The organism is Streptomyces stoeckheimensis, from assembly GCF_045822005.1.
GTDB lineage: Bacteria > Actinomycetota > Actinomycetes > Streptomycetales > Streptomycetaceae > Streptomyces > Streptomyces stoeckheimensis.
Genome location: NZ_CP169550.1, coordinates 3,437,382 through 3,463,797, shown reverse-complemented (window position 1 = coordinate 3,463,797; position 26,416 = coordinate 3,437,382). Strand labels below are relative to the sequence as shown.

Below are 26,416 nucleotides of genomic sequence, written 5' to 3'. Positions count from 1 at the left end.
GTTTGACAGCCCGTCAAAGCCATCCGGAATAGGACGTTCCTTCTACCTTGGGCCCATGCCCGAGACCACCCTGCCCCGCCCGCGCCGCCACCGAGCTCCGGTTCGGTGGCGGCGCCTCGCCGTCCTGTTCGCCTGCACCCTGCTCAGCGTGCCCGGCCCGGCCTTCGCCGGGCAGCACGGGACGGGTGGGGGCGACGCCGATCCCGTCGGGAGAATCGTCGAGTTCGCGGTGCCGACCGAGGGTGCCAACCCGGTGGGCATCACCGGCGGCCCCGACGGGAACGTCTGGTTCACCATCCAGGCGCCGGTCAACAAGATCGGCCGGATCACGCCGGACGGCAAGATCAAGGAATTCCCGCTGCCCCACCCCGAGCAGTTCCCGGACGACATCACCTCCGGCGCCGACGGCAACCTGTGGTTCACCGAGCCCGGCTACAACCACGTCGCCCGGATCACCCCGGAGGGCAAGGTCACCGAGTTCCCGCTGCCGCAGGCGGACAGCTTCCCCCTTGGCATCACCAAGGGGCCGGACGGGAGCGTGTGGTTCACCGAGAACGGCGCCAACAAGATCGGCCGCATCACGCCCCGCGGCAGGATCACGGAGTTCCCGCTCCCGACGCCCGACAGCCAGCCGTACCGGATCACCAGCGGCCCGGACGGGAACCTGTGGTTCACCCTGATCGGCACCAACAAGATCGGGCGGATCACGCCGCACGGTGAGGTGAAGGAGTTCTCCCTGCCGAATCCCGACGGCGCCCCGTTCAACATCGCCGCCGGCCCGGACGGGAACCTCTGGTTCACCGACGGCGGCGGCGCCGCCAACGAGATCGGCCGGATCACTCCGCGCGGCGACGTCCGGCGCTTCCCGCTGCCGGACGTCAACAGCGGCCCGCTCGGCATCGCGGCGGGCCCGGACGGAAACATCTGGTTCACCGAGTCCAACCGCAACCGGATCGGCCGCATCACCCCGCGGGGCGAGCTCACGGAGTTCCCGCTGCCCACCCCGAACCTGGACAACACGCTGTTCCACATCGCCAAGGGTCCCGACGGGAACATGTGGTTCACGGAGCTGGTCGGCAACAAGGTCGGGCGCGTGACGGTCGGCCACGGCCACGGCCACGGCCACGGCCACGGCAAGCCCTGAGCCGTCCCTTTCGGACCGTGCGGCTGCCCCGTACGGTCCGGAGGAGACCGCTCAGTGCTGGTAGGCGGCGATCGAGATGCCCACGTAGTGGGCGACGAAGGCGGCCAGGGTCAGCGAGTGGAAGACCTCGTGGAAGCCGAAGAAGCGCGGGGAGGGGTTCGGGCGCTTCATGCCGTAGATGACGCCGCCGACGCTGTAGAGCAGGCCGCCGACGATGACCAGCACCAGGACGGCGATGCCGCCGGTGCGCATGAAATCGGGGAGGAAGAAGACCGCCGCCCAGCCCATGGCGATGTAGCAGGGGGTGTACAGCCAGCGCGGGGCGCCGACCCAGAAGACGCGGAAGGCGATGCCGGCCGCGGCCGCGATCCAGACCGCCCACAGCAGGGTCCGCCCGGTGGAGTCGGGCAGCAGCAGGACGGTCAGCGGGGTGTAGGTGCCGGCGATGATCAGGAAGATGTTGGCGTGGTCGAGCCGCCGCAGGATCGCCTCGCCGCGCGGGCCCCACGTACCGCGGTGGTACACGGCGCTGACTCCGAAGAGCAGGCACGCGGTGAGGATGTACACCCCGCACGCGACCCGGGCCCGGGTCGAGTCCGTGAAGGCCATCAGGGCGAGGCCGGCGATCACCACGGCGGGGAACATGCCGGTGTGGAGCCAGCCGCGCATGAGCGGCTTGGTCTCCTGATCGGCGGTTTCGACCATCGGAGCGGCCACGGCAGCGGCGTCGGAAGTCATGCCCGCCATGCTACCTACGGTTGCGTAGGTTTCCGTTAGTGCGCTTTACGGAAGATTGACCGGAGTGGCGATGCTCACGTGAGAGGCCCCCTGGACATATGCGCACACGCACCGGATGATCAGATGAGTGCGGTCGACACCGGATGAGCGGAGCGCGAAGCGTCCGGGTCGCGGCCCCCACGGGGCAATCACAAATCAAACCCCTCAACAAGGAGCGATCGTGGCGCGCGACATCGCGGCTGGCACCACTTCCGACGTCCCCACCAAGCACCAGGAGCTCATCTCCTGGGTCGGTGACATTGCGGCCCTCACCCAGCCTGACCGCATCGTCTGGTGTGACGGCTCGGAGGCCGAGTACGAGGCCCTCTGCGAGGAGCTCGTCTCCAAGGGCACCTTCAAGAAGCTGGACCCGGCCAAGCGCCCGAACTCGTACTACGCCGCTTCCGACCCCTCCGACGTCGCGCGCGTCGAGGACCGGACCTTCATCTGCTCCGAGAAGGAGGAGGACGCGGGCCCGACCAACCACTGGAAGGCCCCTTCCGAGATGAAGGAGCTCTTCGCCGGCAAGGGCGAAGAGGGCGGCATCTTCCGCGGCTCCATGAAGGGCCGCACGATGTACGTCGTCCCCTTCTGCATGGGCCCCCTCGGCTCGGAGCTCTCCGCGATCGGCGTCGAGATCACCGACTCCGCCTACGTCGCGGTCGCCATGCGCACCATGACCCGGATGGGACAGGCCGTCCTCGACGAGCTCGGCACCGACGGGTTCTTCGTCAAGGCCGTCCACACCCTCGGCGCTCCGCTCGCCGAGGGCCAGGACGACGTGCCGTGGCCGTGCAACACCACCAAGTACATCTCGCACTTCCCCGAGACCCGCGAGATCTGGTCCTACGGATCGGGCTACGGCGGCAACGCCCTGCTCGGCAAGAAGTGCTACGCCCTGCGCATCGCGTCCGTCATGGCCCGCGACGAGGGCTGGCTCGCCGAGCACATGCTGATCCTCAAGCTCACCCCGCCGGCCGGCGAGGCGAAGTACATCGCCGCCGCCTTCCCCTCCGCCTGCGGCAAGACGAACCTCGCCATGCTGGAGCCCACGATCCCCGGCTGGACCGTGGAGACCGTCGGCGACGACATCGCCTGGATGCGCTTCGGCGAGGACGGCCGCCTCTACGCGATCAACCCCGAGGCCGGCTTCTTCGGCGTCGCCCCCGGCACCGGCGAGCACACCAACGCCAACGCCATGAAGACCATGTACGCGAACACCGTCTTCACCAACGTCGCGCTCACCCCGGACGGCTCCGACGTCTGGTGGGAGGGCATGACCGAGGAAGCCCCCGCCCAGCTCATCGACTGGAAGGGCAACGCCTGGACCCCGGAGTCTGAGACCCCGGCGGCCCACCCCAACGCCCGCTTCGCCGTCCCGGCCTCGCAGTGCCCGACGATCGCCGCCGAGTGGGAGGACCCCAAGGGCGTCCCGATCTCCGCGATCCTCTTCGGCGGCCGCCGCGCCTCCGCCGTGCCGCTGGTCACCGAGTCCTTCGACTGGAACCACGGCGTCTTCATCGGCTCGAACATCGCCTCCGAGAAGACCGCCGCCGCCGAGGGCAAGGTCGGCGAGCTGCGCCGCGACCCCTTCGCCATGCTGCCGTTCTGCGGCTACAACATGGGCGACTACATGGGTCACTGGGTCGACGTCGCCAAGGACAAGGACCAGTCCAAGCTTCCGAAGATCTACTACGTGAACTGGTTCCGCAAGAACGACGCGGGCAAGTTCGTGTGGCCCGGCTTCGGCGAGAACAGCCGCGTCCTGAAGTGGATCGTCGAGCGCCTCGACGGCACCGCCGAGGGTGTGGAGACCCCGATCGGCATCCTGCCGACCGTCGCCTCCCTGGACACCGACGGCCTGGACCTGCCCGCCGCCGACCTGGAGTTCCTGCTCACGGTCGACAAGGAGGTCTGGCGCGACGAGGCCTCGCTGGTCCCGGCGCACCTGAACACCTACGGCGACCACACGCCGAAGGAGCTGTGGGACCAGTACGAAGCGCTCGTCGAGCGCCTGGGCTGATCCTGCCGGGCCCGAGGGCCCTTGCCCCACCGAACTCCTGCGGCCGGCTGTCCCCGGCCACGGGTTGACGCGGGATTCCCCGACTCAGGATTCCCTGCGACCTTCCAAATAGGTCGTGTGCGTCTGCTGACGGCGGGCCTCCGTTTCACGGAGGTCCGCCGTCATGCGTTCCGCTTCCTCCCGCAGCAGCGTCAGCTGCCGCTCCAGGTGACGCTCGGGCGATTCGCCGCCCGCCGTGAGCCGGGTCCACCAGCGGGTCCGGTTGTAGGTGTCCACGCACTCCGGCACGTCCGTGCGGATGGCCCGGGTCAGCGAGTGCACCGCCTCCGGGTCGGCGGCCAGGACGCCCGCCACCCAGCCCGGCTCCAGCATCGCCGCGTACAGCTCCAGCAGCCCGGTCAGCACCTCCGCGGGCTCCGCCGGCAGGTCCACCTCGCCGACGTACTCCTGCAGCCGCGCGAAGTCCTCCCGTACGAAGCCCAGTTGCTCGGCGGGCTCCGGCGGGACCGGCGGCGCCGCCACGTCCGGCGGGGCGACGAGCGCGCCCGCCCCGTACAGCCCGGCGACCACCACCGGCCAGTACGTGCCGGCTACCCCGGTGAGGGTCAGGCCCACCCCGACCAGCCCGCAGGCGCTGCCGGCCAGGTTCTTCTTCGACTCCAGGAAGGACAGGAGCCGCGCGCCGAGCGGCCTACTGATAGCCACGGATCTCCTCGAAGGCTCCGTCCAGCGAACCGTTGCCGTCGGTGGCGTCGAAGAGCCGCCCGCCGGTCAGTTCGGTGATGTGGGCGAGTTCCTTGCGGTCGGAGTCGCCGAACAGCACCGCGAAGACAGGGGTGTGCTTCTGCGCCTCGGGCAGCCCCGCGTAGAAGGCGTCGAACTGCTTGGCCCCGGCGCCCGCGGTGTTCTCGCCGTCCGTCATCAGCACGATCGAGGTGAAGGCGTCCGCGTTGCCCTTGCCGAGCTGCTGGTACGCCGCCTGGAGACTGCTGTAGATGGCCGTGCCCCCGTCGGGCTGCAGCGACTTCACGTCCCCCCGGATCGCGTCCAGGGCGGGTCCGGGATTGCCGGGCTCGACCGTGTGCGTCAGAACCTTCTTGACCTTGTCGCCGAAGGGCAGCAGCGTGACCTCCTCGCGGTCCCGGAACCGCTCCCCGGTGCCCGAACTCCCCGTCCCCGTCAGGTCGGTGAGCGCCGCCTTCAGCCGGCCGATCCGGTCCTCCTCGCTCATCGAACCCGAGGTGTCCAGCACGTACACCGTCCGCGAGGGCCGGCGCAGTTCGTTCTCGTAGCTGGCCAGCAGTCCGTCCGCCACCGACCGGGTGCCGGGGAAGGGGAGCTCGCGCCGCTTGTCCGGGTTCAGCCCGGCCGCCGGGGTCACCCCGGCCGCGACGGGCCGCCGGAAGGTCTTCTCGGTGATCGCCTTCTGCGCCTCGCCGCCGCTCAGGTACTCGGTCAGCACCCGCCCCGACTCGCGGGCCCCGGCCGGGGCCGAGGTCAGCAGGGTCAGCGGGTAGTGGGCGGTGACCACGCCGTCGAGCGGCCGGATCACCGTCAGGTTCGTCTTCGCGTCCCGGTTCATGGACAGCAGCACCGACTCGTAGTTCACCAGCGCGTCCACGTCCCCGCGCTGGGCGTAAGCGGTGGCCAGCCAGCCCGAGGAGCCGGACGTCAGCTTCTGCCCGGTGAAGAACCCCTTCAGCATCGGCTGCGCCTTCGCCACGTCGGCGTCGGTCAGCGCCGCCTGTGCGCCGGACAGCCCCGAGGCCACCGAAATCAGCGCGGAGTAACCGGAGTTGGAGCGCACCGGGTCGGTCATCCCGTACGTCAGCTTCCCGCCGGCCACGGCCTCGTGGACCGCCGACCAGGTCACCGACTCGGGCTTCCAGCCGAGCCGGGCCAGTGCCTCGGGCTTCACGCCGAGGGCGACGGGCGAGGACATCACCGGGGTCTCGCTCGACAGCTTGCCCGCGGCCTCGGGCCGCAGCCTCAGGTAGTCGTTGGAGGAGAGCCAGACGGCGTCGTACTTGCCGTCCGCCTTGCCGGAGGCGATCTGCTCGACCGCGTCGAGGGTGCCCGACATGGTCAGCTCCACGCCCACCCCGGTGGCGGCCTTCGCCGCCTTCAGCACCTCGTCCATGTCGGACAGCTCGCTGGAGGCCAGGACGCGCAGCTTGCCCTCCTGGTACTCGGTCTGCTTCGGCTTCGGGTGGTCGGAGTTCTCCGCGCACGCGCTCGCCCCGAGCAGGGTGGCGGCGAGCGCCACCGCCGCGGCGAGTCGTCTGCGCATCACGGCGCTGCGGATGCTCATGGCGTTCATCGGTCGTTGCCGCCTTCCAGGGCGCTCGCGGTGCGGGTGCGCGCCAGGTACGCGGAAGCGTGTCGGAGTTCGCCGGTCAGGGACTCCACGGTGGCGGCCATGTTCTCGGTCGCCTGCACCTTGAAGGTGTCGATGGTGTCGAGCGTCTTGTAGATCTGGGCGAAGGCCGTCCGCAGCGTCTCCGCACCGACGGCCGGGTCGGCGGCGATCCGCTGGATCTCCCCGCTCTGCGTGGACAGCATCTCCGCGTTGCCGCGGATCAGGCCCTCCGTGGTGTCGCGCAGGGTGTCGATCTGCTTGATGACCTCGCCCTGCGTGTTCAGCGCCTGCGCCAGCATCACGGCGATCCGCAGCGCGGACACCGTCGTGGTCGCGGCCCGGTCGACGCCCTTGATCAGCTCTTCGTTGTTGCGCCGGACCACGTCCATCGCCAGGTACCCCTGCGCGCAGACGGCCAGCTGGGTCAGCAGGTCCTGGTGCTTCTGCCGTACGGGGAAGAGCACGTCCACGCGCAGCGCGTCGGCCTGCTGCGGGTCGGTCTGGTCGGCGATCCGCTGCTCGACGGCCGTGTCCAGGGCCTCGGTGAGCACCGCGTACTCCTGGAGCTTGCCCATGGTCTCCCACAGGCGGGCGCGCTCGGTGTGCAGGGCGGCGTTGTCGCGGCGCAGCTCGTCCTGGCCTCCGCGCAGCGCGCCGACGATCCGGTTGAGGGTGGCCTGCGAGGAGGCGTACTTGGCCACGTGGTCGCGGAACTTGTTGCCGCCGGGCAGCTTGGAGAGCAGCTTGCGCACGCCCTTCGCAGAGCTGCCCGAACTGTCGCTGGGGTCCAGGTCCTCCACCGTGCGGCGCAGTTCGACCAGTGAGCCCGCGACGCGGGCCTGGGCGTCGCCGCCGCCGTCCGTGCCGAGGGAGCGTACGGCCCGGTCCAGCATGCGGTTGGACTGCTGGGCGGCGCCGCGGATGTCGGCGGCGCCGAGGCCGGCGATCTCCCCGATGCGGTTCGCGAACTCGGGGGAGCGGCTGTCGATGCCGGCCAACGAGCCGACGTACTCCCCGGCCCGGCGGGCCATCTCCTCGCGCACCCCGTCCTGGAGCGGTACCAGGCCGGAGGCCTGCTCCCGCCGGACGGGGGCCACGGGCTCGGGGGCGGTGAGGACGAGCGGACTGTCTTCGGGCGGTGTCAATGTCATGCTCTTCTGCTCCCCCTATTCCTTGGCGCGCGCGGCCAGCGCCATCAGGACCTTGACGGTCGGTGCGCTGACCTGGCGGAGGCCGGTCAGCCCCGAGTTGAGGTACCCGGTGTGCGGCGCGGCGGCCGTGGTGAACTCGGCCACCCCCTCCGTCGGCCGGAACCCGTGGCGGACCACGAGCGAGCGCAGCTTCGGGTCGGTGGCCAGCAGGGAGCCGAGCTCCGTGGCCTTCTCGCTGATCGGTACGAAGGTGTGCGGGGAGTTGACGGTGGTGTCGGGATAGAGGACCACCATGTCGCCCGGATCCTGCTTCTGCTGGAGCAGGCTGGTCACCTGGGACTCGTAGGCGAGGACGAGCGGTTCGCCGCTGCCGCTGATGAAGGCGCGGAAGGGGCCGTCCGTGCTCTGTTCCATGGCGCCCTGGACGGAGATGAGCTTCTTTATCAGGGGGGCGGTCCGGTCGATGTCGGCGTCGTTGGCGACGACGGTCGTGCCGTTGGCGACGTTCGAGGTGGTGGCGAGGAAGAGCGCGCCCGAGTTGGAGGTGGTGGGGTCGGTGGTCTTGATGAACACCGTGCCGGCCAGCTCCGGGTAGGCGCTGGTCCCGCCCTGAAGCTCCTGCCACTTCTTGTCCTCGGCGGCGGCCTTGAGGAAGGGGCCGAGGAGGAGCGTGCCGGTGTTCTTGCCGTTCGTCTTCGCGAGGCCGTGCTCGCTGAGCACCTTGGCCGCGTTGGAGCGGGCGAGGACGACGAGCGGGGAGAAGAAGGGCTTGGTGCTCTGGGCGCCCTTCACGCCCGCCTTCTCCTCGATCCCCTCGGTCGGCTCCGTGCTGCTGGGGAAGGCGAAGTCGAATTCCTTGAGGGCGAGTTGGTCCATCGCCCAAGAACCCGAGGTTTCGGTCTTCACGGTGTAGCCCTTGTCTGCAAGGGCCTTGACGACGTCGGGGTCGCGGAAGAACTCGGACTTCTCCGAACCGATGACGCCACGCACGGTCTTCGTTGCCGTGCCCTCCGGCTTCTGTCCTCCGATGGCGATGACGGCTATCACGCCGCCGACCAGGAGGACCGCCAGGGCGATTCCTAGGATGCGTCTCACGGGAGGAGAGTGCTCGCGGAAACCCACATTCCGCGCGGAGTTGAGTGAACGAGAGGTGACCAGGCGGTCCCACTTCGAAATGCTGTGTGGGCCCGCGGGTGCTGGTGACCGGGGCGGGCGGCCGGGAGGATCGTGCCATGGGCGTGAGCGCGTTGAAGTGGCAGGGCTGGTTGGTCGCCCTGGTGTTCGTGGCGGGACTGCTGGTCTTCGCCCCGCTGGGGCTGTACGTGTGGGCGGGCGGGCGTCCGGCGGTGCGTCCGGCGGGGGCCGCGCCGGACGACGTACGGATCACCGACTGCCGGATCGACCCGACGAGCCGACGCGTGGTGGCCTCGGTCGAGGCGGTGAACGGCTTCCCGGAGCAGGGGGCTTACGTGGTCACCGTGGAGTTCCGCGAACAGCCGGTGCCGGGTCCCGCCGACCGGGGTCCACAGGTGCTGGTGAAGATCCCGGGAGTCGGCCCGGCCGCGACGGAGCGAGCCGAGGCGGTCGGCCCGGTCTGGCCCCCGGCCGCGACCCCCTGGTGCGGCATCGCGGCGGCGGATTTCGCCCCGGACCCACCCTTCGCCCGTTCCCTGGGGCTCCGCCCCAGAGCCCACGCCTCAAACGCCGGCGAGGCTGGATGAACCCAGCCCGGCGGCGGCGAAGGGGGTTGCACGTTCAAGCCCCGCAGGGCATGGCGCCCGGTCCGGAGCCTCCGCGGCCCCGGACCGGGGCCGTCAGTGGGCGCCGACGAGGTCGAGCGCGGCGGCGTGCGCGTCCATGCGCTCGGCGGCGAGGATCGCGACCGTGGTGTCGGCGCGGGACGCGGCGACGAGCAGGGCGCGGGCGGCAAGATCGTGGGCGCGCTGGTGCAGCGCGGCGGCGGCCTCGGCGTCGGGCTCCCGGCCGGGCCGCTGGGATGCGCGGGCGGGCTCGGCCCCGCGCAGGCGGGTCACCTGGGCGGCGACGACGACGGCGGCCTCGTCGAGGCCGAGCTCGTCGGTCACGGTGAGCAGCGCGGCGAGGTGCCCGGCGAGCTGGATGTCCAGGGCTTCGGCGCGGCTGCTGCGGGGGTAGTCGCCGCGGTGGACGCCTATGCGGGGGTCGACCGCCTTGGTGCGAATCGGCTCGTACATGGGGGCCTCCTGCGTGGTCAGAGGACCATCCTACATTGGATCCGTTCTAAAGTTGAGCTGAATCTTGGTCCCATGTGTCGGCTTGAATGTGCCTTGCAATGGCCGGGGGGCAACGCCCACTCTTCTCCTTTCGGTGCACGTGTGTACGGAACGTGCGGGCCGGCTGGTGTGATGCTCGGGGGACGGAATGGCTGGGGCCGGAGACGCGTCAGGCGCGTCGCATGCGCTGGACGCATCGGATACATCGGGCGTAGAGGCAGTGGTGCGGAGCGATGCGGCGCTCCTGGAGGACGACCTGGCGGCCTTCCTGGCCTCCTTGACCACCGCGCCCGCGCGGCAGGGCCCGTCCGCACCGGAATCGGTGTACGAGGCGGTGCTGGGGCGTTCCCTGTACGCCCCGGTCGCCGACGCCGTCGGCTCGAAGGCGGGCCAGCAGGCCCTGGCCCCCACCGCCGGAGCCCCCGCGGGCCGGGCCCCGCTGCGGCCCTCGATGGTGTTCTGGGCCTACCGCAACTACCGGGGCTTCCCCGGCCGGGCCGGGGAAGCCGACTCCGCGGCGGACCTGGCCGCGGTCCGCCGCGCGGCCGTGGCGGTGCGCGTCCTGCTGAAGGCCGCGGTCGCCCTCGACGACATCCAGGACGGCAGCGGCATCCGCTACGGCGAGCCCGCCCTCCACGTCACCCACGGCATCCCGCTCGCCCTCAACACGGGCTCCCTGCTGATCACCGCGGCGCTGGAGCACGCGGCCGACCCGGCCGTCGTACGGAGCCTGCTGCAGTCGGTCGGCCGGGGCCTCACGGGCCAGGCCGTCGACGTCTCCACGCGCACCGCGCTCACCCGCGCCGAACTGGTGGCCGCGCCCCGCGGCGAGCGGGTCGCCTTCTGGGAGTCGATGGCCGCGCTCAAGACGGGCACGCTCTTCCGGATGCCGCTGGACGCGGCGGTGGCGGCCCTGGGCGTCGTGGAGGACGAGCGGCGGGTCCTGGACGAGGCCATGCGCAACCTCGGACTGGCCAGCCAGCTCTTCAACGACCTGACCGACTTCGTGCCCGAGTTCGGCGGCCGCGCCACTCACGAGGACTTCGGCCAGCTCAGCAACCGGGTCCTCCTCGAACTGCTCGACTCCGCGCCCGCCGGCCTGCGTGTGTCGGGCGAGCTGGTGGGGGCGCGGCTGAAGGAGTTCGTGCTCGGTCATCCGGAGCTGCGCCGCACGCTGCTCCTCCTCGCGGCGGAGGCGGTGGAGCTGAAGCGCTCGGCGATGGAGGCGGTGCGCGGCGTGTGCCGTTCCGAGCAGAGCGCCCGCTACTTCGACGTGACGATCGAACGCAAGGGTCACCTCCTCGACCGGCTGCACGCGACGCTCCTGAAGGGGGAAGGCGCATGAGCCCCACGGACTGCGACACGGTCGTCGACCGCATCCGGGCGAGCACCCGCGGCCGGCACCAGGACCTGGAGGGCACGCCCTTCTCCGTCGCGATGCTCGCCGGGACGCTCCCGCTCGACCGGTACGTCGACCAGCTCGCCGCCTACCGCCGGGTCCTGGAGGCGCTGGAGGGCGAACTCTCCCGCGCCACGGACCCGTGCGTGACCTCGGTGTGGTCGGCGGACCTGGTCAAGCTCCCCTGCATAGACCGCGACCTGATGCACTTCGCCGAGGACGGGGTGTTCCCGGCGTCCACCGCGGCCGCACCGGCGGACGCCCTCGCGCGGGAGATCCGCGCCGCCGCGGCCTCGGACCCGCCGGCCCTGCTCGGGTTCCTCTACGTGCTGGAGGGCTCCACGCTCGGCGGCGCGATCCTGCGCCGGTACGTCGCCGAGGCCTACGGGCTGCCCGACACGGACGGCGTGACGTACTACGCCAGCGGTGACCGCGAGTGCTGGGCCCGCTTCACGGCGCGCTTGAACGCGGCGCTCCCCGGCCCCGGCGAGGAGGACCGGGTGCTCGCAGCCGCTGGGCGGGCCTACCACCACGTCGCCGCGATCTCCGTGGCCCTGTCCACCGGACTCGTCGACGCCCCGTAGCTACGGCTGGCTGTACCCGTCGAGGAAGTTGCCGATCCGGGTGACCGCGTCGGCGAGGTCCTTCGCGTTGGGCAGGGTCACGATCCGGAAGTGGTCGGGCTCGGGCCAGTTGAAGCCCGTCCCGTGCACGACCATGATCTTCTCCTCGCGGAGCAGGTCGAGGACCATCTGCCGGTCGTCCTTGATCTTGTAGACGGACGGGTCCAGCTTCGGGAACAGGTACAGCGCGCCCTTGGGCTTCACGCAGGTGATGCCGGGGATCTGCGTCAGCAGGTCGTACGCCGTGTCGCGCTGCTCCAGGATCCGCCCGCCGGGCAGCACCAGGTCGTTGATCGACTGCCGTCCGCCGAGGGCGGTGGCGATGGCGTGCTGGGAGGGCATGTTGGCGCAGAGCCGCATGTTGGCCAGGATCGTCAGGCCCTCGATGTAGGACGAGGCGTGCTTCTTGGGCCCGCACACCGCCATCCACCCGGACCGGTAGCCGGCGACGCGGTAGTTCTTGGAGAGCCCGTTGAAGGTGAGCGTCAGCAGGTCCGGCGCGATGGCGGCGGTGTTCGTGTGCGTGGCGCCGTCGTAGAGGATCCGGTCGTAGATCTCGTCCGAGCAGACGATCAGGTTGTGGCGGCGGGCGATGTCCGTCAGCCCGCGCAGCATCTCGTCGTCGTAGACGGCGCCGGTCGGGTTGTTCGGGTTGATGATCACGATCGCGCGGGTCCGGTCGGTGACCTTGCGCTCGATGTCGGCGAGGTCCGGCATCCAGTCGGACTGCTCGTCGCAGCGGTAGTGCACGGCGGTGCCGCCGGCCAGGCTGACGGAGGCGGTCCACAGCGGGTAGTCCGGCGCCGGGACGAGCACCTCGTCGCCGTCGTCGAGCAGCGCCTGCATCGACATCTGGATCAGCTCGGAGACCCCGTTGCCGATGTAGATGTCCTCGACGTCCAGGTCGATGCCCTTGGTCTGGTAGTGCTGCATGACCGCACGGCGCGCCGAGAGCAGGCCCTTCGCGTCCCCGTAGCCGTGGGCGTTGCCCAGGTTGCGGAGCATGTCCTCAAGGATCTCCGGCGGGCAGTCGAAGCCGAAGGCCGCGGGGTTGCCGGTGTTGAGCTTGAGGATGCGATGACCTGCTGCTTCGAGCCGCATCGCCTCTTCGAGGACGGGGCCGCGGATCTCGTAGCAGACATTGGCGAGTTTCGTTGACTGGATCACCTGCATGACGGGAGCTTACGGGTCCCGATGCGGGCGCGCTCCGCTATTTGACCCGGAGCGGAGGGGTGGGCGGCAGACCGATATGTCCCCTTTCGCGCAAAGCTTGGGTGCGGGCGCCGCGAACCCTTGGAAACCGGGGCCGCGGTCCCGTTCCGGCCTGCGGAATGGGTGGGTCCGACGGAGGGGGCCGGACCGGTGTTGCGCTCGTCACCCTGCCCGGTCCGGGGGCCTGCCTGGTCGCCGGGCGCACCCGGTGGCGCGGGCTGCTGGTGGCGACGGCGCGGGCCTGAGGACACCGAAAGGGGCGGGGCACCACCGGTCGGTCGGTGGTGCCCCGCCCCGCTTTCGGGTGGCGCTCAGGCCGTGGCGGCCGTGCTCGTCACGGTTGCCCCGGAGCGGATCCGGCGTACCCGGCCCTCGGCGTCCAGGTGCTGGAGGTCCCGGTGGATGGTCATCCGGCTGACGCCCAGTTCCCGTACGAGATCGGCGACCCGTACGCGGCCGTTGGCCCGTACCGCTCCGGCGATCAGCTCGCGCCGCTCCTCGCAAGGCATTCCCCGTCCGGGGGTGCGCTGCGCCGCGGGCACGGCTACTTCGCCTCGGCCTTGAGGATCTCGGCGAGCTCCTCGTCGGATTCGCGGCCCGGGGTCGGCAGGTTCCACTTGGTGATCGCGAAGCGGAAGATGAAGTAGTACAGCACCGCGAAGCAGAGCCCGATGCCGGCCAGACCCCACGGGTTCGACGCGATGCCGAGGTTGAGGACGAAGTCGATCGCGCCGGCCGAGAAGCCGAAGCCGTCCTTCATTCCGAGCGCCCAGGTCAGCGCCATGGAGACACCGGTCAGGACCGCGTGGATCGCGTACAGCACCGGGGCGATGAACATGAAGGTGAACTCGATCGGCTCGGTGATGCCCGTGATGAAGGCGGTGAGCGCGAGGGAGAACATCATGCCGCCGACGACCTTGCGGCGCTCGGGGCGGGCGCAGTGGACGATCGCGAGGCAGGCGGCCGGGAGGGCGAACATCATGATCGGGAAGAAGCCGGTCATGAACTGTCCGGCGGTCGGGTCACCGGCGAGGAACCGGGCGATGTCGCCGTGGACGGCGCCGGTCGGGGTGTCGAAGGAGCCGGCCTGGAACCACGGGAAGGAGTTCAGCAGGTGGTGCATGCCGATGGGCAGGAGCGCGCGGTTGAAGACACCGAAGATGCCCGCACCGACGGCGCCGGAGTTGACCAGCCACTCGCCGAGCCCGTGGATGCCCTTGCCGAGGACGGGCCAGATCAGGCCCATGACGATGCCGATGACCAGGCCCGCGAGGGAGGACATGATCGGGACGAGGCGGCGGCCGCCGAAGAAGCCCGCCCAGTCCGGCAGCTTGGTCCGGTAGAACTTCTGGTACAGCAGGGCGACGACGATGCCCATCACGACACCGCCGAGGACACCGGCGTTGACGGGCGCATCGACCAGGGCGACCTGGTGGTCGACGACCTTCTCCACCTGCGGCAGGCTGCTGTCGGTGAAGGTGCCGAGCACGTTGGAGAAGACGAGGTAACCCGCCACGGCCGCGAGGCCGGTGGAACCGTCGGCTTTCTTCGCGTAACCGACCGCGATGCCCACGGCGAAGAGCAGCGCCAGGTTGCTGAAGATCGCGTTGCCGCCGGCCGCCATGTACGAGGCGATGTCGTTGCACCAGCCCGGCAGCGACTTGCTGCCCAGCATGTCCTCCTGGCCGAAGCGCATCAGCAGCGCGGCGGCCGGCAGCACGGCGATCGGCAGCATGAGGCTGCGGCCGAGGCGCTGCATGACCGCCATGGCGGCGGAGTTCTTCTTGGCAGACGGGGCCGTCTGCTCGGCTGTACTCACGGTTGCTTCCTCCAGAGGAAACGGGGTGTGTTGCCAAGGCAGGCAGCGCTTGTGTGGGCTGGGCAACAGCGAAGGAAAATGCGCCATTTGCAGCGCGATGTTCCAGTTGTAACACGGTTAAAACCGCATAAACCCATGGTCGTAAAGACTGCGGACCTACGACCCGAAGGCTGAGGCCCCAAGCCCCCCGAGCCACGTGCCTTCCGGCGATGTCAGAGGGTCCGGGTACCTTCCGGGCAGGGGAAAGGGGGGATCTGCATGCAGCAGCAGCCGACGATCATCCGGGGGGACGCGAGCAGTCCGCAGGCCCGGGGGCCGAAGATCATCGCGCACGTCTGCAACGACCTCGGAGGCTGGGGCAAGGGCTTCGTCCTCGCGCTCTCGAAGCGCTGGAGCGAGCCGGAGGCCGCGTACCGCGCCTGGCACAGGGGCCGCAGCGGGAACGACTTCGGGCTCGGCGCGGTGCAGCTCGTCCAGGTCCGCCCGGACATCCGGGTCGCGAACATGATCGGCCAGCACGGCATACGCACCGGCAGTGGCGGCCCGCCCGTCCGCTACGAGGCGATCCAACGCTGCCTCGCCCGCCTGGCGGCCCACGCCGCGGAACTGGATGCCTCCGTCCACATGCCCCGCATCGGCTGCGGGCTCGCCGGCGGCACGTGGTCCCGCATCGAGCCGCTGATCCGGGACGAGCTGTGCACGAAGGGCGTACCCGTCACGGTGTACGACTTCGGCTAGGAGCGTGGGTCAGTAAAACGTGTTGACGGCGGCAGGCGGGTACCGGTCATGATCGCTGCCATGCCTACCGAGATTTCCTTCGCTGAGAAGCCGACGCTCACTGGCGAGCGCGTGGTCTTGCGTCCGGTCAGTGTGGCCGACGCGCTGGCCGCGGTGGCGGTCGACCCGGAAGCGGACCGACTTACCGGTACCCACGAGACTTTCAGCCTCGAAGCGTTGGAACGTTGGTACGGCTCCCGGGCCGAGCACTCCGATCGGCTGGACCTGGCTATCGTCGACCGACCCACCGGTGTATGCGTCGGTGAGGTCGTGTTGTCGGACCTTGATGTCCGCAACCGTTACTGCTCGTTTCGGATCAGCCTGTTCGACCGCCGGTCCTTCGGCCAGGGGCTGGGCACTGAGGCGAGCCGACTGATCCTGGGGCACGCCTTTGGAACCGTCGGCGTGCACCGGATCGAGTTGTTGGTCTTCGCCTTCAACCCGCGGGCCCGCCATGTCTACGAGAAGCTCGGCTTCGTCCACGAGGGAACCAGGCGTGATGCACTGCACTGGGACGGCGAGTGGATCGATGGGCACACGATGGCCATCCTGGCCGACGAGTGGGCCGCGCGCCGCGGCCACCCGTGCCCGACGAACTGATTCCCGGGCGCGAGAAGATGAGCTGTGTCCCTTGACGAGGATGGCCTCTTCGACGTGGTTCCCGTAGCACCTCGGCCGCAGGCTCGTGCGGCGGCGGTGGACAAGCGGTTCCGGGCGTTCGATCCGCACCAGGTGTTGCTGCTACCGCCGTCGCTGGACGACTGGCTGCCCGAGGACCACCTGGCCCGGTTCGTCGTCGACCTGGTCGATGAGGTGCTCGACCTGTCACCGGTCCTGGCCGGCTACACCGAGAAGCGAGGCTTCCCTCCCTACGACCCACGGCTGATGGTCCGCCTACTGATCTACGGCTCCACCACCGGCACCCGTTCCTCCCGGGCGATCGAGCGCAAGTGCGTGGACGACGTCGCGTTCCGGTTCCTGGCCGCCGACCAGGCTCCGGACTACCGCTCGATTGCCCGGTTCCGTCGCCGTCACCTGGATGTGCTGGCCGATCTATGGGCCGCGTCGCCCTGGACGGCACGAAGCTGGAGGCGAACGCCTCCAGGCACAAGGCGATGAGCTACGGCCGGCTCATTGAGGCGCCGACGGCAAGGACGCCGACCTGCCCGCCGAGCTGGACCGGCGCGAGAAACGCCTCGCGCGGTTGCAGGCCGCCCGCGCGCAGATCGAGGCCGAAGCCGCCGCCAAGGCACGCGCCCACACGGAGGGCAAGGAACGCCGCCGACAGGAACGCGTCGGCACCAGCGATGAGCAGGCCGTCACCGACGCCGGGCAGAAGGCCGCCGCGAAGGCCCGACCCAAGCCCAAGGCCCAGGCCGTCGTCGACGAGCAGAACCAGGTCATCACCGCCGCCGACCTGACCTGCAACGCCTCCGACGCGCTGAACTACACCACCATGCTCGACCAGTCCGCCCAGAACACCGGCGTCCACCCCAAAGAGGCCCTGGTCGACGCCGGCTACTGCTCCGAGAGCAATCTTGAAGCCGCACGAGGGCGCCAACTTGCCTGCGGCACCGATACGTTCATGGCCACCGGCCGACTCGGCCACGACGAGCAGGTCCCGCCCGCACCACGCGGACGGATCCCGGCGAACGACACCCTCAAGGAACGCATGGCCCGCAAGCTGCGGACCAAACCCGGACGCGCCGCCTACAGCCGCCGCAAAGCCATCGTCGAACCCGTCTTCGGCCAGATCATGACCTGCCAGAACGGCCGCCAGCTCCTCCTACGCGGAGAGGACGGCGCCCGCGGCGAGTGGCGACTGCTGGCCGCCTGCTACAACCTCCGCAAGATCTTCCGACACGCCGGAACCACCGGGCTCGCCGCCCTGGCGGGCTGACCAGCCGGGCCTCCCGGCCCGCCACGGCTCCTACCGGCCAGACACCGATGGCAGCGCGGTCCCGCCAAAGTCTCACAGGTGCTGGCGGGGCGCCCGCGACCGATCCATCGATCACCGCCCGCGGGGCCTCTTCCTCGTCACTGACCCACGCTCCTAGGGCGTGTTCGGCGGGCCCGGTCTGGCGTGCGCGGGGTTGCCCCCACCGGAGCCGTCGCGTTCGGCGAGCAGCTGCTTGCGATGACGGCTGCGGCGGAGGGCGGTGACGAGGACGATGACGGCGCCGATGGTGATTCCGAGGACGGGGAGGGCGATGGCCAGTACCAGCCAGCCCGCCAGCGCGAAAAGGCCTCCGGAGTCCCCGACGGCGTACGTGGAGGATGCGGGGGACGAGCAGGTGACCTGATAGTCGCCTGCTCGGGGCACGTCGAGGGCGTAGAGCGGATTCCAGGTCTCGTCACGCGTGAGGAACACGTCGACTCCCGGATCGGTGAGAGCGGGGTCGCCCGGCCCGGTGATGCTGCACTTCGGGGCGTCGGACGGGCCGAATTCCTCGTCCCTGATCCAGATGGTCTTCCCGCTCCCCGGCTCGAGCCGGAGGGTGACGACGTCGCCGTTGGCGAACTGCTGGCCGGTGTCCACCGCGTCGATCGCATGGTTGAACCGGAGAGCGCCGATCACCGCGCCGATCGCGATGAGCGCGACGGCGATCGCGCCTGCCGTGGCGTACCAGTGACGGCCGGGCCGGAGTGCGTTCGCCGGTATCTGCGGTGGTGGGAAGGGCTTCACGACCACACCCTAGATCGCCCTGTCGGCCGACGAGCCGCCGGGTCCTGACGGCCGGTCATGCGACTGGTGCAGCGGCGGCTCGGCGGCTCGTCGGCTAGCCAGCCGGGTTGACCGGCGGTTTGAAGCCCTTGGCGAGCAGCCAGGCGGCCAAGGCCAGTTCCCAGGCGAAGACCGGGAGGGCGGCGGCTGCCCCCGCCGCGGAGAGCTGGTCGTAGGCGCCGAACATCACGGCTGCGGCCGAGGCGCAGATCAGGGGACCGCCGATCAGGCCCAGTACGGCGATGGGGCGCGGGACCAGTCGCGAGCGGTAGGCCAGGTACGCGAGCAGGACGGTGTTCAGGCCGAGGGCGACGTTGGGGCCGAGCAGGAACGTCCAGTCGTGCAAGGCCACCAGCGCGGCGTCGGCGCCGTCCGGCGCCCCCGGCTCCCGCCGCAGGGTGACGAGCGCCAGGACGGAGGCGATGCCGACGGCGATGACGGCCGCCTCCAGCAGCCGTCCGAAGGCGTACCCGAGCGCGAGCCCCTCGCCGTGGCGCCGCAGGACGGGGAACAGGGCCGCCCCGGTGCCGGCCACCGCCACCACCAGCACCACCTCGCAGAGCGCGCCGAGCAGGGCCTGCGTGTCGGCGCCCTGCGCGAGCCGGCCGTCCGCCGCGCCCAGCAGGGGGCGGTAGAGGGCCGCCCCGGCTATCGCGGAGACCTCGGTCAGCAGGAACAGTAGCCCGGCGGCCACTGCGGTTCTCCGGTCCGGACTCATCTTCTCGGTACCCCTCGCTCGATGGAGGTGTACGCCGTACACCTTGCAGCGACCATAGGTGTACGGCGTACACTCGTCAAGGTGAGGACGAACCGGCAGGAAGCCAACGGCACGCAACGGACCCCCCTGAGCAGGGACCGCGTCCTGCGCGCCGCCGTCGCGCTCGCCGACGCCATCGGCATCGACGCGCTCAGCATGCGCAGGCTCGCGCAGGAGCTGGACGTCGTACCGATGGCCCTCTACAAGCACGTGGCCAACAAGGAGGAACTGCTCGACGGCATGGTCGACGCCGTCGTCGGCGAGATCGACCCGCCGGCCGCGGGCCCCGACTGGCAGCCCGTGGTCCGCGGGCGGATCCTCTCGGCCCGCCGGGTCCTGCTCCGCCACCCCTGGGCGGCCCGGGTCATCGAATCGCGGACCGGCCCCACCCCGGCCGTCCTGGCGTACCTGGACGCGATGGCCGGGATCTTCCGGGAGGGCGGCCTCTCCGCCGACCTCACGCACCACGTCATGCACGCGATGGGCAGCCGCCTGCTCGGCTTCAGCCAGGAGCTGTTCGACACCTCGGGCCCCTCCGGCCCGCCGGACCCGGCGCTGGCGGCGCACTACCCGCACATCGCGGAACTGGCCGCGACGGCCGCGCACGACGACGCCTCCACGGTCGGCGGCGGCAGCGGTGGAGGCGGCTGCGACGACCAGTTCGAGTTCGAGTTCGCCCTGGACCTCCTCCTGGACGGCTTCGAAGGCCTCCGCCGCCGGGGCTGGACCTCCAGGTCCTAGGCGAGGCGAACTACGCAGCCACGGCGGCCGGTTCGCGCTCGGCGACCGCCGCCGGGTAGCCGCGCTGGGCCTCGCGGTCGCGCAGGCACCACCAGAGGATGCCGAGGACCACCGAGGCCGCGCCGGTGCAGATGCCGACGGTGCGGACGTCGCAGACGGTGAGGAGGCCGCCGAAGAGGGCCAGGGAGACACGGGCCATCGCGCCGTACGTGGTCATGTGGAGGCTGGAGACCCGCCCGCGCACGGCCGCGGGGACGGTGGCCAGCAGCACGGTGGTGTCCAGGGCGATGATGACGCCGCTGGCCAGCCGCATCACGCCCAGCAGCGCCACCGCCAGGACCGGATGCCCCGCGAGGAAGAAGGCCCCCCAGGCCAGCCCCTGGAACACGTAGGCCGCGGTGTACGCCGCCAGGTGGCGGCGGACCGCGAACCGCGCGGCCAGGACCGTGCCGAGGATGACGGCGACCCCGTCCGCCACGTACAGCGAGCCCAACACCGCGCCGCCACCGCCGAGATGGCCCGTGGCGTAGGCGGCGAGCAGGATGTCGTACGCCCCGCCGATGCAGCCCCATGCGATGCCGATCCAGACGACGGAGCGCGCCAGCGGCAGCTCGCGCAGCACCCGCAGACCCGCGGTCAGCTCCTTGCGCATCGGCGCCCGGGCCGACGCCCCCGGCGCCCCCGCCACCCCGGGCTCCGCGTACGGCATCGGCCGCCGGGCCTGTGCCAGCAGCGGTACGACGGCCAGCACTTGCAGCGCGCACGCGACGGCCATCGCACCGACGGGGCTCCAGCCGGCCAGCGCACCGCCGAGCGAGGCGCCGACGACGGTCATGGTGCCCGAGACGGAGCCCAGCCGGGCGTTGGCGGCGGGCCGGGCCTCCGGTGCCACCACCCCGTACAGCCACTGTTGACGGGCCGGCGGCCAGAGGGTGTTGCCGAGGCCCTGGAGCCCGTAGAACGCGGCGGTGATCCAGATGCCGTGGTCGAGGAAGAGCGCCATGCCGAGGACGCAGAGCGCCTGCGCGACCATCGAGCCGACGGCCAGGCGCCGCACGTCGAACCGGTCCGCGAGGGCGCCGGCCACCATCATGAACGCCAGCGCGGGCACGGTCCCGATGAGCTCCACGGCCGCGAGCGTGGCGGGGGTGGACTCTTGCAGCACCTGGATGAACAGGCTGATCTGCATGACCCAGGTCGACCCCGAGGACAGCGCGCTCGCCGTCCAGAGACGTGCGGTGCCGCTGTGGCCCTTGTCGGGGCGGGTGATCATCCGGAGCATCCGGAGATTTGAGCACACCCCGCAGAACACACTCGCACCCCGCCCGCCGGTGCCGGAGCCCGTACAACCTCGCGGCCGGTGGGCCGTCCAACCCGTGCAGTCGATCACATGTGACGCACGGGGGATTCCGGTGAACAGTTTCAAGAGGGCCATGACGGCCGTCGGTACGGCGGTCGTCATCGCGGCCGTGGGCGCGCTGGCGGCTCCCGCCGCGCACGCCGCGCCCGGGTCGGCGCCGGCGGCGCGGCAGGCGGCCCTGACCTCCGACCCGGAAACGAAGTCCGTTCCGGTCGCGGGGAAGGGCGCCACCATCCGGCAGCATGCGAACGGCCGGTTCCTCGTCGAGGTCGACCACGAGGACAGCAGCGCGAACCAGACCCTGGCCCGGGTCGAGGTGCGCCGGGCGGGCACCGACAAGGTCGTCGCCGTGGTCGACCGCTTCACCTCGTACTACGACAACCGGGGGACCTCCGAGAGATGGGACGACAGGTCGTGGTACCAGGGCGACGACCAGCCGCTCGTCCTCGATGAGATGGGGGACTACGAACTCGACGTGTACACCAGGAGCGGTGGCATCCACCGCAGCGCCGGACGGTCCACCTATGCGGAGGCGGCCCGGTTCGAGGTGAAGTCCAGCCGGCAGGAGTTCTCGTTGGACGCCCTCGACACCCAGGTCACCGGCACGGTCACCGCGGTCCACCCGCGCACCGGAGAGCGGCTGCCGCTGACGGGCGCCAGGCTCCGTGCCGGCCTCGGAGAGGGCCGGACCGACGGAGTGTCCGACGCGCAGGGGAGGTTTTCCCTCTCCGTCGCCGCCCTCGGCAACGAGACCGCTCTGTACCTCACCGTGAGACTGGTGAGCGGGCACACCGAGGTGACCGGGACGGCCCCGGCGAAGATCCGGGTCCAGAAGGCCATCCTCACGCTGACCTCGACGGCTCCCCTCACCGCCCGCTACGGGACCGGCGTGCCCGTGCTCGGCAAGCTCAGCCGTCTCGCGGACGACGGCACGGTCAAGCCCGCCGCCGGCCAGCGCGTGGCTGCCGGCGGAATCGCCCGGGCGGAGGCCACCACCGGCCCCGACGGCACTTACACCCTCCTGCCCCGCGTCGTCACGACCGGTTCCGTGCACGTTTACGTCCCCAGCAACATCGGCAATTGGGTGGTGGGAGGCGACACGCGCACCGCGACCGTCGCGAAGATCACCCACACGACGAAGGTCGTCGAGGAGAAGCTCATCGCGACCGACAAGTACGGCGGGCTCACCTTCAGCGGCAAGGTCCTCGTCGACGGCATCACCAGCCAGCAGGCGCCGATCCAGATCCAGTTCCAGATCGCGCCGGGCAAGTGGGTCACCCGTCAGTCCTTCACCGTGCCCTACAACAAGACGTTCACCGTGAAGGTGACCACACCGAGCAGCAAGTACCCGTCCGACGGGTGGCGGGTGTACACGCCGGGCACCTCCAACATCGGCCCCAGCACGGGCGCCAAGGTGCTCCGCCAGACCCGCGCACAGACGCAGATCACCGGTGAGCGCTTCGGACCGCGTCCGGTGGTCAAGGGGCAGCAGCTGTACGTCGCCGCGGTCCTGGACCAGTACACCCCCACCGAGGGCTTCGTGCCGTACGCCGGCCAGAAGGTCCGCTACTACTTCCGGCCCGACGGCGCCACCGTGTGGAAGGAGATGGGCACCTCCGTCTCCGGGGCCAACGGAGCCGTGAGCAAGAAGTTCACCGCGCAGGCCAGCGGCTACTGGCGCATCCGCTTCGTGGACGCCGACGCCGCGCACCTCGTCTCGACCGGGCTGGAGGGCCGCATCGCGGTCACCGGCTGAGCCGCCCGGGACCGCCCGAGGGTCAGCGCTCGATGATCACCAGGGGGATCTCGCGGGGTGCGGCCGCCGCCTGGTGGTCCTCGTAGGCGGGCCACAGGGCGGTCACGGCCTCCCAGTACGTCTCCCGCTCCGCCGGGGTCGCCGTCCGCGCGCGGGCCTGCGCGGTCAGGGCGCCGACCTGGAGGCGGACCTCCGGGTGGGCGGTGAGGTTGCGGTACCAGGAGGGGACGCCGGGCGTGCCGTCGGCCGCGGTGGCCAGGACGATGTGGCGGCCGTCGTCCTTCGCGTAGATCAGCGGCGTGCGGACGGGCCGGCCGGAGAACCGGTCGAGGGTGGTCAGGAGCAGGGTCGGAACCCCGTGCCACAGGTGCCCGTCGGCGCCGGACGTGTCCACGTACGCGCGCACGTGCGTGGAGAGCTGGCCCGCCGGCGGGTCGGCCGGGTGGTCCCAGTCGACGGTCGTGGGGGAGTCGATCGCCATCGTTGTCGTCCCTTCGGAATCGGCCCCCGCGCGGGCTAACGAGCATCCATCGATTCTGGATGCGCATCGGCCCACCCGCACCTCGGGGCGGACCGGGGCGACCGGTCCGCCCCGCTCCGGGCCCACCTACGGGAGGTAGCGTTCGAGCGCCCTCGCGCCCTCCTTCTCGATCAGCTTGCGTGCCTTCTCGACCCGTTCCGGCGTCGGGTCCTGGCCGCGTGCCATGACGAGGTCCTCAGGGTCGAACGGGTGCTCCGACCCCGTGTAGAGGTGGGCGGGGCGCTGGGGCTGCTGGTCCGATTCGCTGTCCATGGCTACCTCCTGCTGTGTCCCCCTGGCCCCCATCCTCCGGCCGCGCCCCCATGAACGCACCTCGGGGCGGACACCTCGGGACCGCGCCCGGCTGCGGCTCAGGCGGTGACGGCCGCCAGTGCGGCCGTCAGCGCGACGACCGCCCCGCAGATGCCCAGGTTCACGGTCTTGTGCTCCCAGAACACCGCCACGAACTCGCGGATCGTCGCGCTCGGCCAGAAGTACTTCGCCGTCGGTGATCCCAGCACCTGGCCGTTCACCCCGGCCTTGCGGGCCATCATCGCGGCGCGGAAGGCGTGGAAGTTGTTGGTGACCACCACGCAGCGGTAGGCCGGGTCCTCCGCCTCCATGATCGTCCGGCTGTACAGGAGGTTCTCCTCCGTCGTGCGGGACCGGTCCTCCAGCCGCACGTGGTCCTGCGGCACGCCCTCGGCGATCAGCCAGTCGGCCATCGCCCGCGCCTCCGCGAGCTTCTCGTCGCTCCCCTTGCCGCCCGAGGTCAGCAGCAGCGGCACCCGGCCGCCGCGGGCGATCTGCGCGTCGTGGATCTCCCGGCCCTTGCGCAGCCGCGAGGCCAGCAGCGGCGGGACCCGGTCGCCGCCGATGAGGCCGGAGCCGAGCATCACCACGAAGTCGACGTCCCCGTGCACCTTGATCCGGCCGTAGAGGAAGGCGTAGGCGAGGAAGCAGAGGAAGAGGAAGGAGACGTACCCGGCCAGGAGGACCACGCCCACCACCACCGCGTCCCAGGCCTGGGAGCCCCGGTTGCCCAGGGTCAGGACGAACGCGATCAGGGCGAAGATCCCCACCCCGGCCGTGAAGGAGAGGAGGGCCGGGCGGCGGCCCTCCTTGCGGATCACCGTCACGGCGTTGCCGATCAGGAAGAACCCGAGCGCGATCGTGCCGAGCGCCGGGACCAGGAAGACCAGCGCGACGACGGCCGTGTCGAGACCGGCGGGCAGGTACGGGACCAGGGTGAGCAGGCCGACGGACAGGAATATGAGGGTGAGGCCCAGATAGACCGCGTTGCGGAAGCGCCGGCGGTCCTCCCGGACGCTCACGCCGAAGAGGACGAGGAAGAGAGCGGCAGGAACAAAGGCGTACATGCCGCTCATCGTATGTGCGGCATCCGTCCCGTCGGTGGCTGTGCTGCGGCCGGATCAGCGGCCGCCGTGCGGGGTCCGGCGTACGGACCGCCCGGCCAGGACGTCCGTCCTGCGCCCGTCCCGTACGACGAAACGCCCGTCGATCAGGACGTACGGGATCCCGGACGGCAGCGCGCGCGGCCGCTCGTACGTCGATCCGGCCGCGACCGTCAGCGGATCGAAGAGGACGAGGTCCGCCCGGTGCCCGACGCGCACCAGCCCCCGGTCCGGCAGCCGCAGCCGCGCGGCGGGACGGCCGGAGAGGTGGGCGACGCACTCCTCCAGGGACAGGACGCCCAGCTCGCGCACGTAGTGCCCCAGGTAGTGCGGGAAGGTGCCGTAGGCCCGCGGATGCGGTTTCGCGCCCTGCAGGATGCCGTCCGAGCCGCCCGTGTGGACCGGGTGGCGCATGATCGCCCGTACGTTCTCCTCGTGCCCGACGTGCTGGAGGATGCTCGGTCCGAGCCGGTCGCCCAGCAGCAGCGCCCGGGCCGTGTCCCAGTCGGGGACGCGCGTGCCGACGTACGCCCCGTAGGCCGGGTCCGTGGTCCCGGCGATCTCGATCGTCGACCAGTCGACCGGGACCCCGTGGCAGCCGTCGGCGCCCTCCACCTCCAGCGCGTACCGGATCCGCTCGGCCTCGGCGTCGTCGCGCAGCCGGGCGAGGACCGCCTCGGGACCGCCCTCGTTCGCCCAACTGGGCAGCAGGGCCACCAGGGTGGTGCAGCCGGGGGTGTACGGGTAGCTGTCGAGGGTGATGTCGGCGCCGTCGGCCAGTGCTCCGTCGAGCAGGGCGAGCAGTTCGCCCGCCCGGCCCGCGTTCTCCCCGAAGTTCATCGTGGCGTGCGCCAGGTGCAGGGCGCAGCCGGCCTCGCGGGTCAGCTCGACCATCTCGGCGTAGGCGGCCAGGGCGCCGCGGCCGTACGAGCGGTGGTGCGGGCAGTAGTAGCCGCCGTACCGGGCCACCACCCGGCACAGCTCGCTCAGTTCGGCGCCGGAGGCGTACATGCCCGGGGTGTAGGTGAGCCCGGAGGACATGCCGACGGCGCCCTGCGCGAGCCCCTCCGCGACCAGGGCCCGCATCCGGTCGAGCTCTGCGGGGGTGGCGGGGCGGTCGCCCCAGCCGACGACGTGGGCGCGGACGGTGCCCTGGGGGACCAGGTAGGCGGCGTTGACGGCGATGCCCTGCCCGCCGTGGGCCCGGTCCAGCCGGTCCAGGTACCCGCCGACCGTGCGCCAGTCGAAGTCGATGTCCTCGCCCGTGCCGTTCCAGCCGGCGATGGCGGCACGCACCCCGGCCAGCGTGCGGTCGTCGACGGGGGCGTACGACAGGCCGTCCTGGCCGAGGACTTCGAGGGTCACGCCCTGGGCGGCCTTCGCGCCGTGGTCCGGATCGCGCAGCAGGGCCAGGTCGCTGTGGGCGTGCATGTCGATGAAACCGGGGGCCAGGGCGAGGCCGCGGGCGTCGAGCGTGTGCCGCCCGCCGCCCGCGATCCTGCTGCCCACCTCGGCGATGCGGCCCTCGTGGACGGCCACGTCGGCGGTGTAGGAGGGCCCGCCCGTGCCGTCGACGACGCGGGCCCCGCGGATGACCAGGTCCATG

The 26,416-nt window shown here is 71.1% G+C and carries 25 protein-coding genes and 1 pseudogene; 10 read left to right on the top strand and 16 right to left on the bottom strand.

Annotation, left to right across the window (positions count from 1 at the left end; genetic code table 11):
- Positions 1-55 precede the first annotated feature (55 nt).
- Entirely contained in the window at positions 56-1,144 is a 1,089-nt protein-coding gene (locus ACE1OC_RS15505; RefSeq protein ID WP_407837525.1) for a hypothetical protein, read from the top strand.
- A gap of 51 nt (positions 1,145-1,195) precedes the next feature.
- On the opposite strand, the gene trhA is transcribed toward ACE1OC_RS15505, so the two are convergent.
- Positions 1,196-1,882 carry a PAQR family membrane homeostasis protein TrhA gene (gene trhA / locus ACE1OC_RS15500; RefSeq protein ID WP_274549262.1) on the bottom strand — a complete coding sequence of 229 codons (687 nt, stop codon included), beginning with the start codon at positions 1,880-1,882 and terminating at the stop codon, positions 1,196-1,198.
- 220 nt (positions 1,883-2,102) lie between these two features.
- On the opposite strand from trhA, the gene ACE1OC_RS15495 reads away from it, so the two are divergent.
- On the top strand, positions 2,103-3,944 hold the full coding sequence (locus tag ACE1OC_RS15495) for a phosphoenolpyruvate carboxykinase (GTP) (RefSeq protein ID WP_351376901.1): 1,842 nt from the start codon (positions 2,103-2,105) through the stop codon (positions 3,942-3,944).
- An 84-nt stretch (positions 3,945-4,028) separates the two neighbouring features.
- Here ACE1OC_RS15495 and ACE1OC_RS15490 read toward each other — a convergent pair whose 3' ends face one another.
- From ACE1OC_RS15490 to ACE1OC_RS15475, 4 genes are read right to left on the bottom strand one after another with little or no spacing between them, the layout of a single operon-like run.
- Positions 4,029-4,649: a hypothetical protein gene (locus ACE1OC_RS15490; protein ID WP_407837524.1), complete on the bottom strand. Its 621-nt coding sequence runs from the start codon at positions 4,647-4,649 to the stop codon at positions 4,029-4,031.
- A complete protein-coding gene (locus ACE1OC_RS15485) occupies positions 4,636-6,255 on the bottom strand; it encodes a substrate-binding and vWA domain-containing protein (RefSeq protein WP_407841570.1) in 1,620 nt (539 codons plus the stop codon). The genes ACE1OC_RS15490 and ACE1OC_RS15485 overlap by 14 nt, the downstream gene beginning before the upstream one ends.
- Before the next feature lie 5 nt (positions 6,256-6,260).
- The gene (locus ACE1OC_RS15480; RefSeq protein ID WP_407837523.1) at positions 6,261-7,454 is read right to left on the bottom strand and encodes a toxic anion resistance protein; all 1,194 of its coding nucleotides are present in this window, start codon (positions 7,452-7,454) and stop codon (positions 6,261-6,263) included.
- Positions 7,455-7,469: 15 nt separating this feature from the next.
- Complete coding sequence (locus tag ACE1OC_RS15475; protein WP_407837522.1) at positions 7,470-8,549, bottom strand: hypothetical protein; 1,080 nt, start codon at positions 8,547-8,549, stop codon at positions 7,470-7,472.
- Positions 8,550-8,692: 143 nt separating this feature from the next.
- On the opposite strand from ACE1OC_RS15475, the gene ACE1OC_RS15470 reads away from it, so the two are divergent.
- Complete coding sequence (locus tag ACE1OC_RS15470; protein WP_407837521.1) at positions 8,693-9,175, top strand: hypothetical protein; 483 nt, start codon at positions 8,693-8,695, stop codon at positions 9,173-9,175.
- 93 nt (positions 9,176-9,268) lie between these two features.
- On the opposite strand, the gene ACE1OC_RS15465 is transcribed toward ACE1OC_RS15470, so the two are convergent.
- Positions 9,269-9,667, bottom strand: a complete 399-nt coding sequence (locus ACE1OC_RS15465; protein WP_407837520.1) for a hypothetical protein — start codon at positions 9,665-9,667, stop codon at positions 9,269-9,271.
- A gap of 262 nt (positions 9,668-9,929) precedes the next feature.
- Here ACE1OC_RS15465 and ACE1OC_RS15460 point away from each other — a divergent pair, with 262 nt between their 5' ends.
- Together ACE1OC_RS15460 and ACE1OC_RS15455 are read left to right on the top strand one after the other, a co-directional pair.
- Positions 9,930-11,051: a polyprenyl synthetase family protein gene (locus tag ACE1OC_RS15460; protein WP_407837519.1), complete on the top strand. Its 1,122-nt coding sequence runs from the start codon at positions 9,930-9,932 to the stop codon at positions 11,049-11,051.
- Entirely contained in the window at positions 11,048-11,689 is a 642-nt protein-coding gene (locus ACE1OC_RS15455) for a biliverdin-producing heme oxygenase (protein WP_407837518.1), read from the top strand. Before ACE1OC_RS15460 ends, ACE1OC_RS15455 begins: the two co-directional genes overlap by 4 nt.
- Here the strand turns inward: ACE1OC_RS15455 and ACE1OC_RS15450 are convergent, their stop codons facing one another.
- The 3 genes from ACE1OC_RS15450 to ACE1OC_RS15440 form a co-directional block, all read right to left on the bottom strand.
- The gene (locus ACE1OC_RS15450) at positions 11,690-12,901 is read right to left on the bottom strand and encodes a pyridoxal phosphate-dependent aminotransferase (protein WP_407837517.1); all 1,212 of its coding nucleotides are present in this window, start codon (positions 12,899-12,901) and stop codon (positions 11,690-11,692) included.
- A gap of 350 nt (positions 12,902-13,251) precedes the next feature.
- Positions 13,252-13,482 carry a DeoR family transcriptional regulator gene (locus ACE1OC_RS15445; protein ID WP_407837516.1) on the bottom strand — a complete coding sequence of 77 codons (231 nt, stop codon included), beginning with the start codon at positions 13,480-13,482 and terminating at the stop codon, positions 13,252-13,254.
- 2 nt (positions 13,483-13,484) lie between these two features.
- Positions 13,485-14,708, bottom strand: a complete 1,224-nt coding sequence (locus tag ACE1OC_RS15440; protein WP_407841569.1) for a PTS transporter subunit EIIC — start codon at positions 14,706-14,708, stop codon at positions 13,485-13,487.
- 309 nt (positions 14,709-15,017) lie between these two features.
- Between ACE1OC_RS15440 and ACE1OC_RS15435 the strand changes: the two genes are divergently transcribed.
- From ACE1OC_RS15435 to ACE1OC_RS15425, 3 genes and pseudogenes are all read left to right on the top strand, one after another.
- Positions 15,018-15,497: a macro domain-containing protein gene (locus tag ACE1OC_RS15435; protein WP_407837515.1), complete on the top strand. Its 480-nt coding sequence runs from the start codon at positions 15,018-15,020 to the stop codon at positions 15,495-15,497.
- A 60-nt stretch (positions 15,498-15,557) separates the two neighbouring features.
- Complete coding sequence (locus ACE1OC_RS15430) at positions 15,558-16,136, top strand: GNAT family N-acetyltransferase (protein WP_407837514.1); 579 nt, start codon at positions 15,558-15,560, stop codon at positions 16,134-16,136.
- A 96-nt stretch (positions 16,137-16,232) separates the two neighbouring features.
- Positions 16,233-17,436: pseudogene (locus ACE1OC_RS15425) on the top strand (transposase).
- A gap of 153 nt (positions 17,437-17,589) precedes the next feature.
- Here the strand turns inward: ACE1OC_RS15425 and ACE1OC_RS15420 are convergent.
- Both ACE1OC_RS15420 and ACE1OC_RS15415 read right to left on the bottom strand, forming a co-directional pair.
- Entirely contained in the window at positions 17,590-18,222 is a 633-nt protein-coding gene (locus tag ACE1OC_RS15420) for a hypothetical protein (protein ID WP_407837513.1), read from the bottom strand.
- Positions 18,223-18,316: 94 nt separating this feature from the next.
- A complete protein-coding gene (locus ACE1OC_RS15415) occupies positions 18,317-18,955 on the bottom strand; it encodes a DUF4386 domain-containing protein (RefSeq protein ID WP_407837512.1) in 639 nt (212 codons plus the stop codon).
- Between the two features lie 105 nt (positions 18,956-19,060).
- Here ACE1OC_RS15415 and ACE1OC_RS15410 point away from each other — a divergent pair, with 105 nt between their 5' ends.
- Positions 19,061-19,759, top strand: a complete 699-nt coding sequence (locus ACE1OC_RS15410) for a TetR/AcrR family transcriptional regulator (RefSeq protein WP_407837511.1) — start codon at positions 19,061-19,063, stop codon at positions 19,757-19,759.
- Positions 19,760-19,769: 10 nt separating this feature from the next.
- Here ACE1OC_RS15410 and ACE1OC_RS15405 read toward each other — a convergent pair whose 3' ends face one another.
- Positions 19,770-21,041, bottom strand: a complete 1,272-nt coding sequence (locus ACE1OC_RS15405; protein WP_407837510.1) for an MFS transporter — start codon at positions 21,039-21,041, stop codon at positions 19,770-19,772.
- Positions 21,042-21,171: 130 nt separating this feature from the next.
- On the opposite strand from ACE1OC_RS15405, the gene ACE1OC_RS15400 reads away from it, so the two are divergent.
- Entirely contained in the window at positions 21,172-22,875 is a 1,704-nt protein-coding gene (locus ACE1OC_RS15400) for a hypothetical protein (protein WP_407837509.1), read from the top strand.
- A 22-nt stretch (positions 22,876-22,897) separates the two neighbouring features.
- Here the strand turns inward: ACE1OC_RS15400 and ACE1OC_RS15395 are convergent, their stop codons facing one another.
- From ACE1OC_RS15395 to ACE1OC_RS15380, 4 genes are all read right to left on the bottom strand, one after another.
- On the bottom strand, positions 22,898-23,356 hold the full coding sequence (locus tag ACE1OC_RS15395) for a nitroreductase/quinone reductase family protein (protein WP_407837508.1): 459 nt from the start codon (positions 23,354-23,356) through the stop codon (positions 22,898-22,900).
- 126 nt (positions 23,357-23,482) lie between these two features.
- On the bottom strand, positions 23,483-23,668 hold the full coding sequence (locus tag ACE1OC_RS15390) for a hypothetical protein (protein ID WP_274549281.1): 186 nt from the start codon (positions 23,666-23,668) through the stop codon (positions 23,483-23,485).
- A 98-nt stretch (positions 23,669-23,766) separates the two neighbouring features.
- Positions 23,767-24,774: a YdcF family protein gene (locus ACE1OC_RS15385; RefSeq protein WP_407837507.1), complete on the bottom strand. Its 1,008-nt coding sequence runs from the start codon at positions 24,772-24,774 to the stop codon at positions 23,767-23,769.
- Between the two features lie 54 nt (positions 24,775-24,828).
- A complete protein-coding gene (locus ACE1OC_RS15380) occupies positions 24,829-26,415 on the bottom strand; it encodes an N-acyl-D-amino-acid deacylase family protein (RefSeq protein WP_407837506.1) in 1,587 nt (528 codons plus the stop codon).
- Position 26,416 lies beyond the last annotated feature (1 nt).

Bases quoted from the DNA above. Each gene is read 5' to 3' on its own strand.
- ACE1OC_RS15505 (WP_407837525.1), top strand. From the start codon at position 56: ATGCCCGAGACCACCCTGCCCCGCCCGCGCCGCCACCGAGCTCCGGTT.
- trhA (WP_274549262.1), bottom strand. From the start codon at position 1,882: ATGACTTCCGACGCCGCTGCCGTGGCCGCTCCGATGGTCGAAACCGCC.
- ACE1OC_RS15485 (WP_407841570.1), bottom strand. From the start codon at position 6,255: ATGAGCATCCGCAGCGCCGTGATGCGCAGACGACTCGCCGCGGCGGTG.
- ACE1OC_RS15480 (WP_407837523.1), bottom strand. From the start codon at position 7,454: ATGACATTGACACCGCCCGAAGACAGTCCGCTCGTCCTCACCGCCCCC.
- ACE1OC_RS15465 (WP_407837520.1), bottom strand. From the start codon at position 9,667: ATGTACGAGCCGATTCGCACCAAGGCGGTCGACCCCCGCATAGGCGTC.
- ACE1OC_RS15455 (WP_407837518.1), top strand. From the start codon at position 11,048: ATGAGCCCCACGGACTGCGACACGGTCGTCGACCGCATCCGGGCGAGC.
- ACE1OC_RS15450 (WP_407837517.1), bottom strand. From the start codon at position 12,901: ATGCAGGTGATCCAGTCAACGAAACTCGCCAATGTCTGCTACGAGATC.
- ACE1OC_RS15440 (WP_407841569.1), bottom strand. From the start codon at position 14,708: ATGGCGGTCATGCAGCGCCTCGGCCGCAGCCTCATGCTGCCGATCGCC.
- ACE1OC_RS15435 (WP_407837515.1), top strand. From the start codon at position 15,018: ATGCAGCAGCAGCCGACGATCATCCGGGGGGACGCGAGCAGTCCGCAG.
- ACE1OC_RS15430 (WP_407837514.1), top strand. From the start codon at position 15,558: ATGCCTACCGAGATTTCCTTCGCTGAGAAGCCGACGCTCACTGGCGAG.
- ACE1OC_RS15405 (WP_407837510.1), bottom strand. From the start codon at position 21,041: ATGCTCCGGATGATCACCCGCCCCGACAAGGGCCACAGCGGCACCGCA.
- ACE1OC_RS15395 (WP_407837508.1), bottom strand. From the start codon at position 23,356: ATGGCGATCGACTCCCCCACGACCGTCGACTGGGACCACCCGGCCGAC.
- ACE1OC_RS15390 (WP_274549281.1), bottom strand. From the start codon at position 23,668: ATGGACAGCGAATCGGACCAGCAGCCCCAGCGCCCCGCCCACCTCTAC.
- ACE1OC_RS15385 (WP_407837507.1), bottom strand. From the start codon at position 24,774: ATGTACGCCTTTGTTCCTGCCGCTCTCTTCCTCGTCCTCTTCGGCGTG.
- ACE1OC_RS15380 (WP_407837506.1), bottom strand. From the start codon at position 26,415: ATGGACCTGGTCATCCGCGGGGCCCGCGTCGTCGACGGCACGGGCGGG.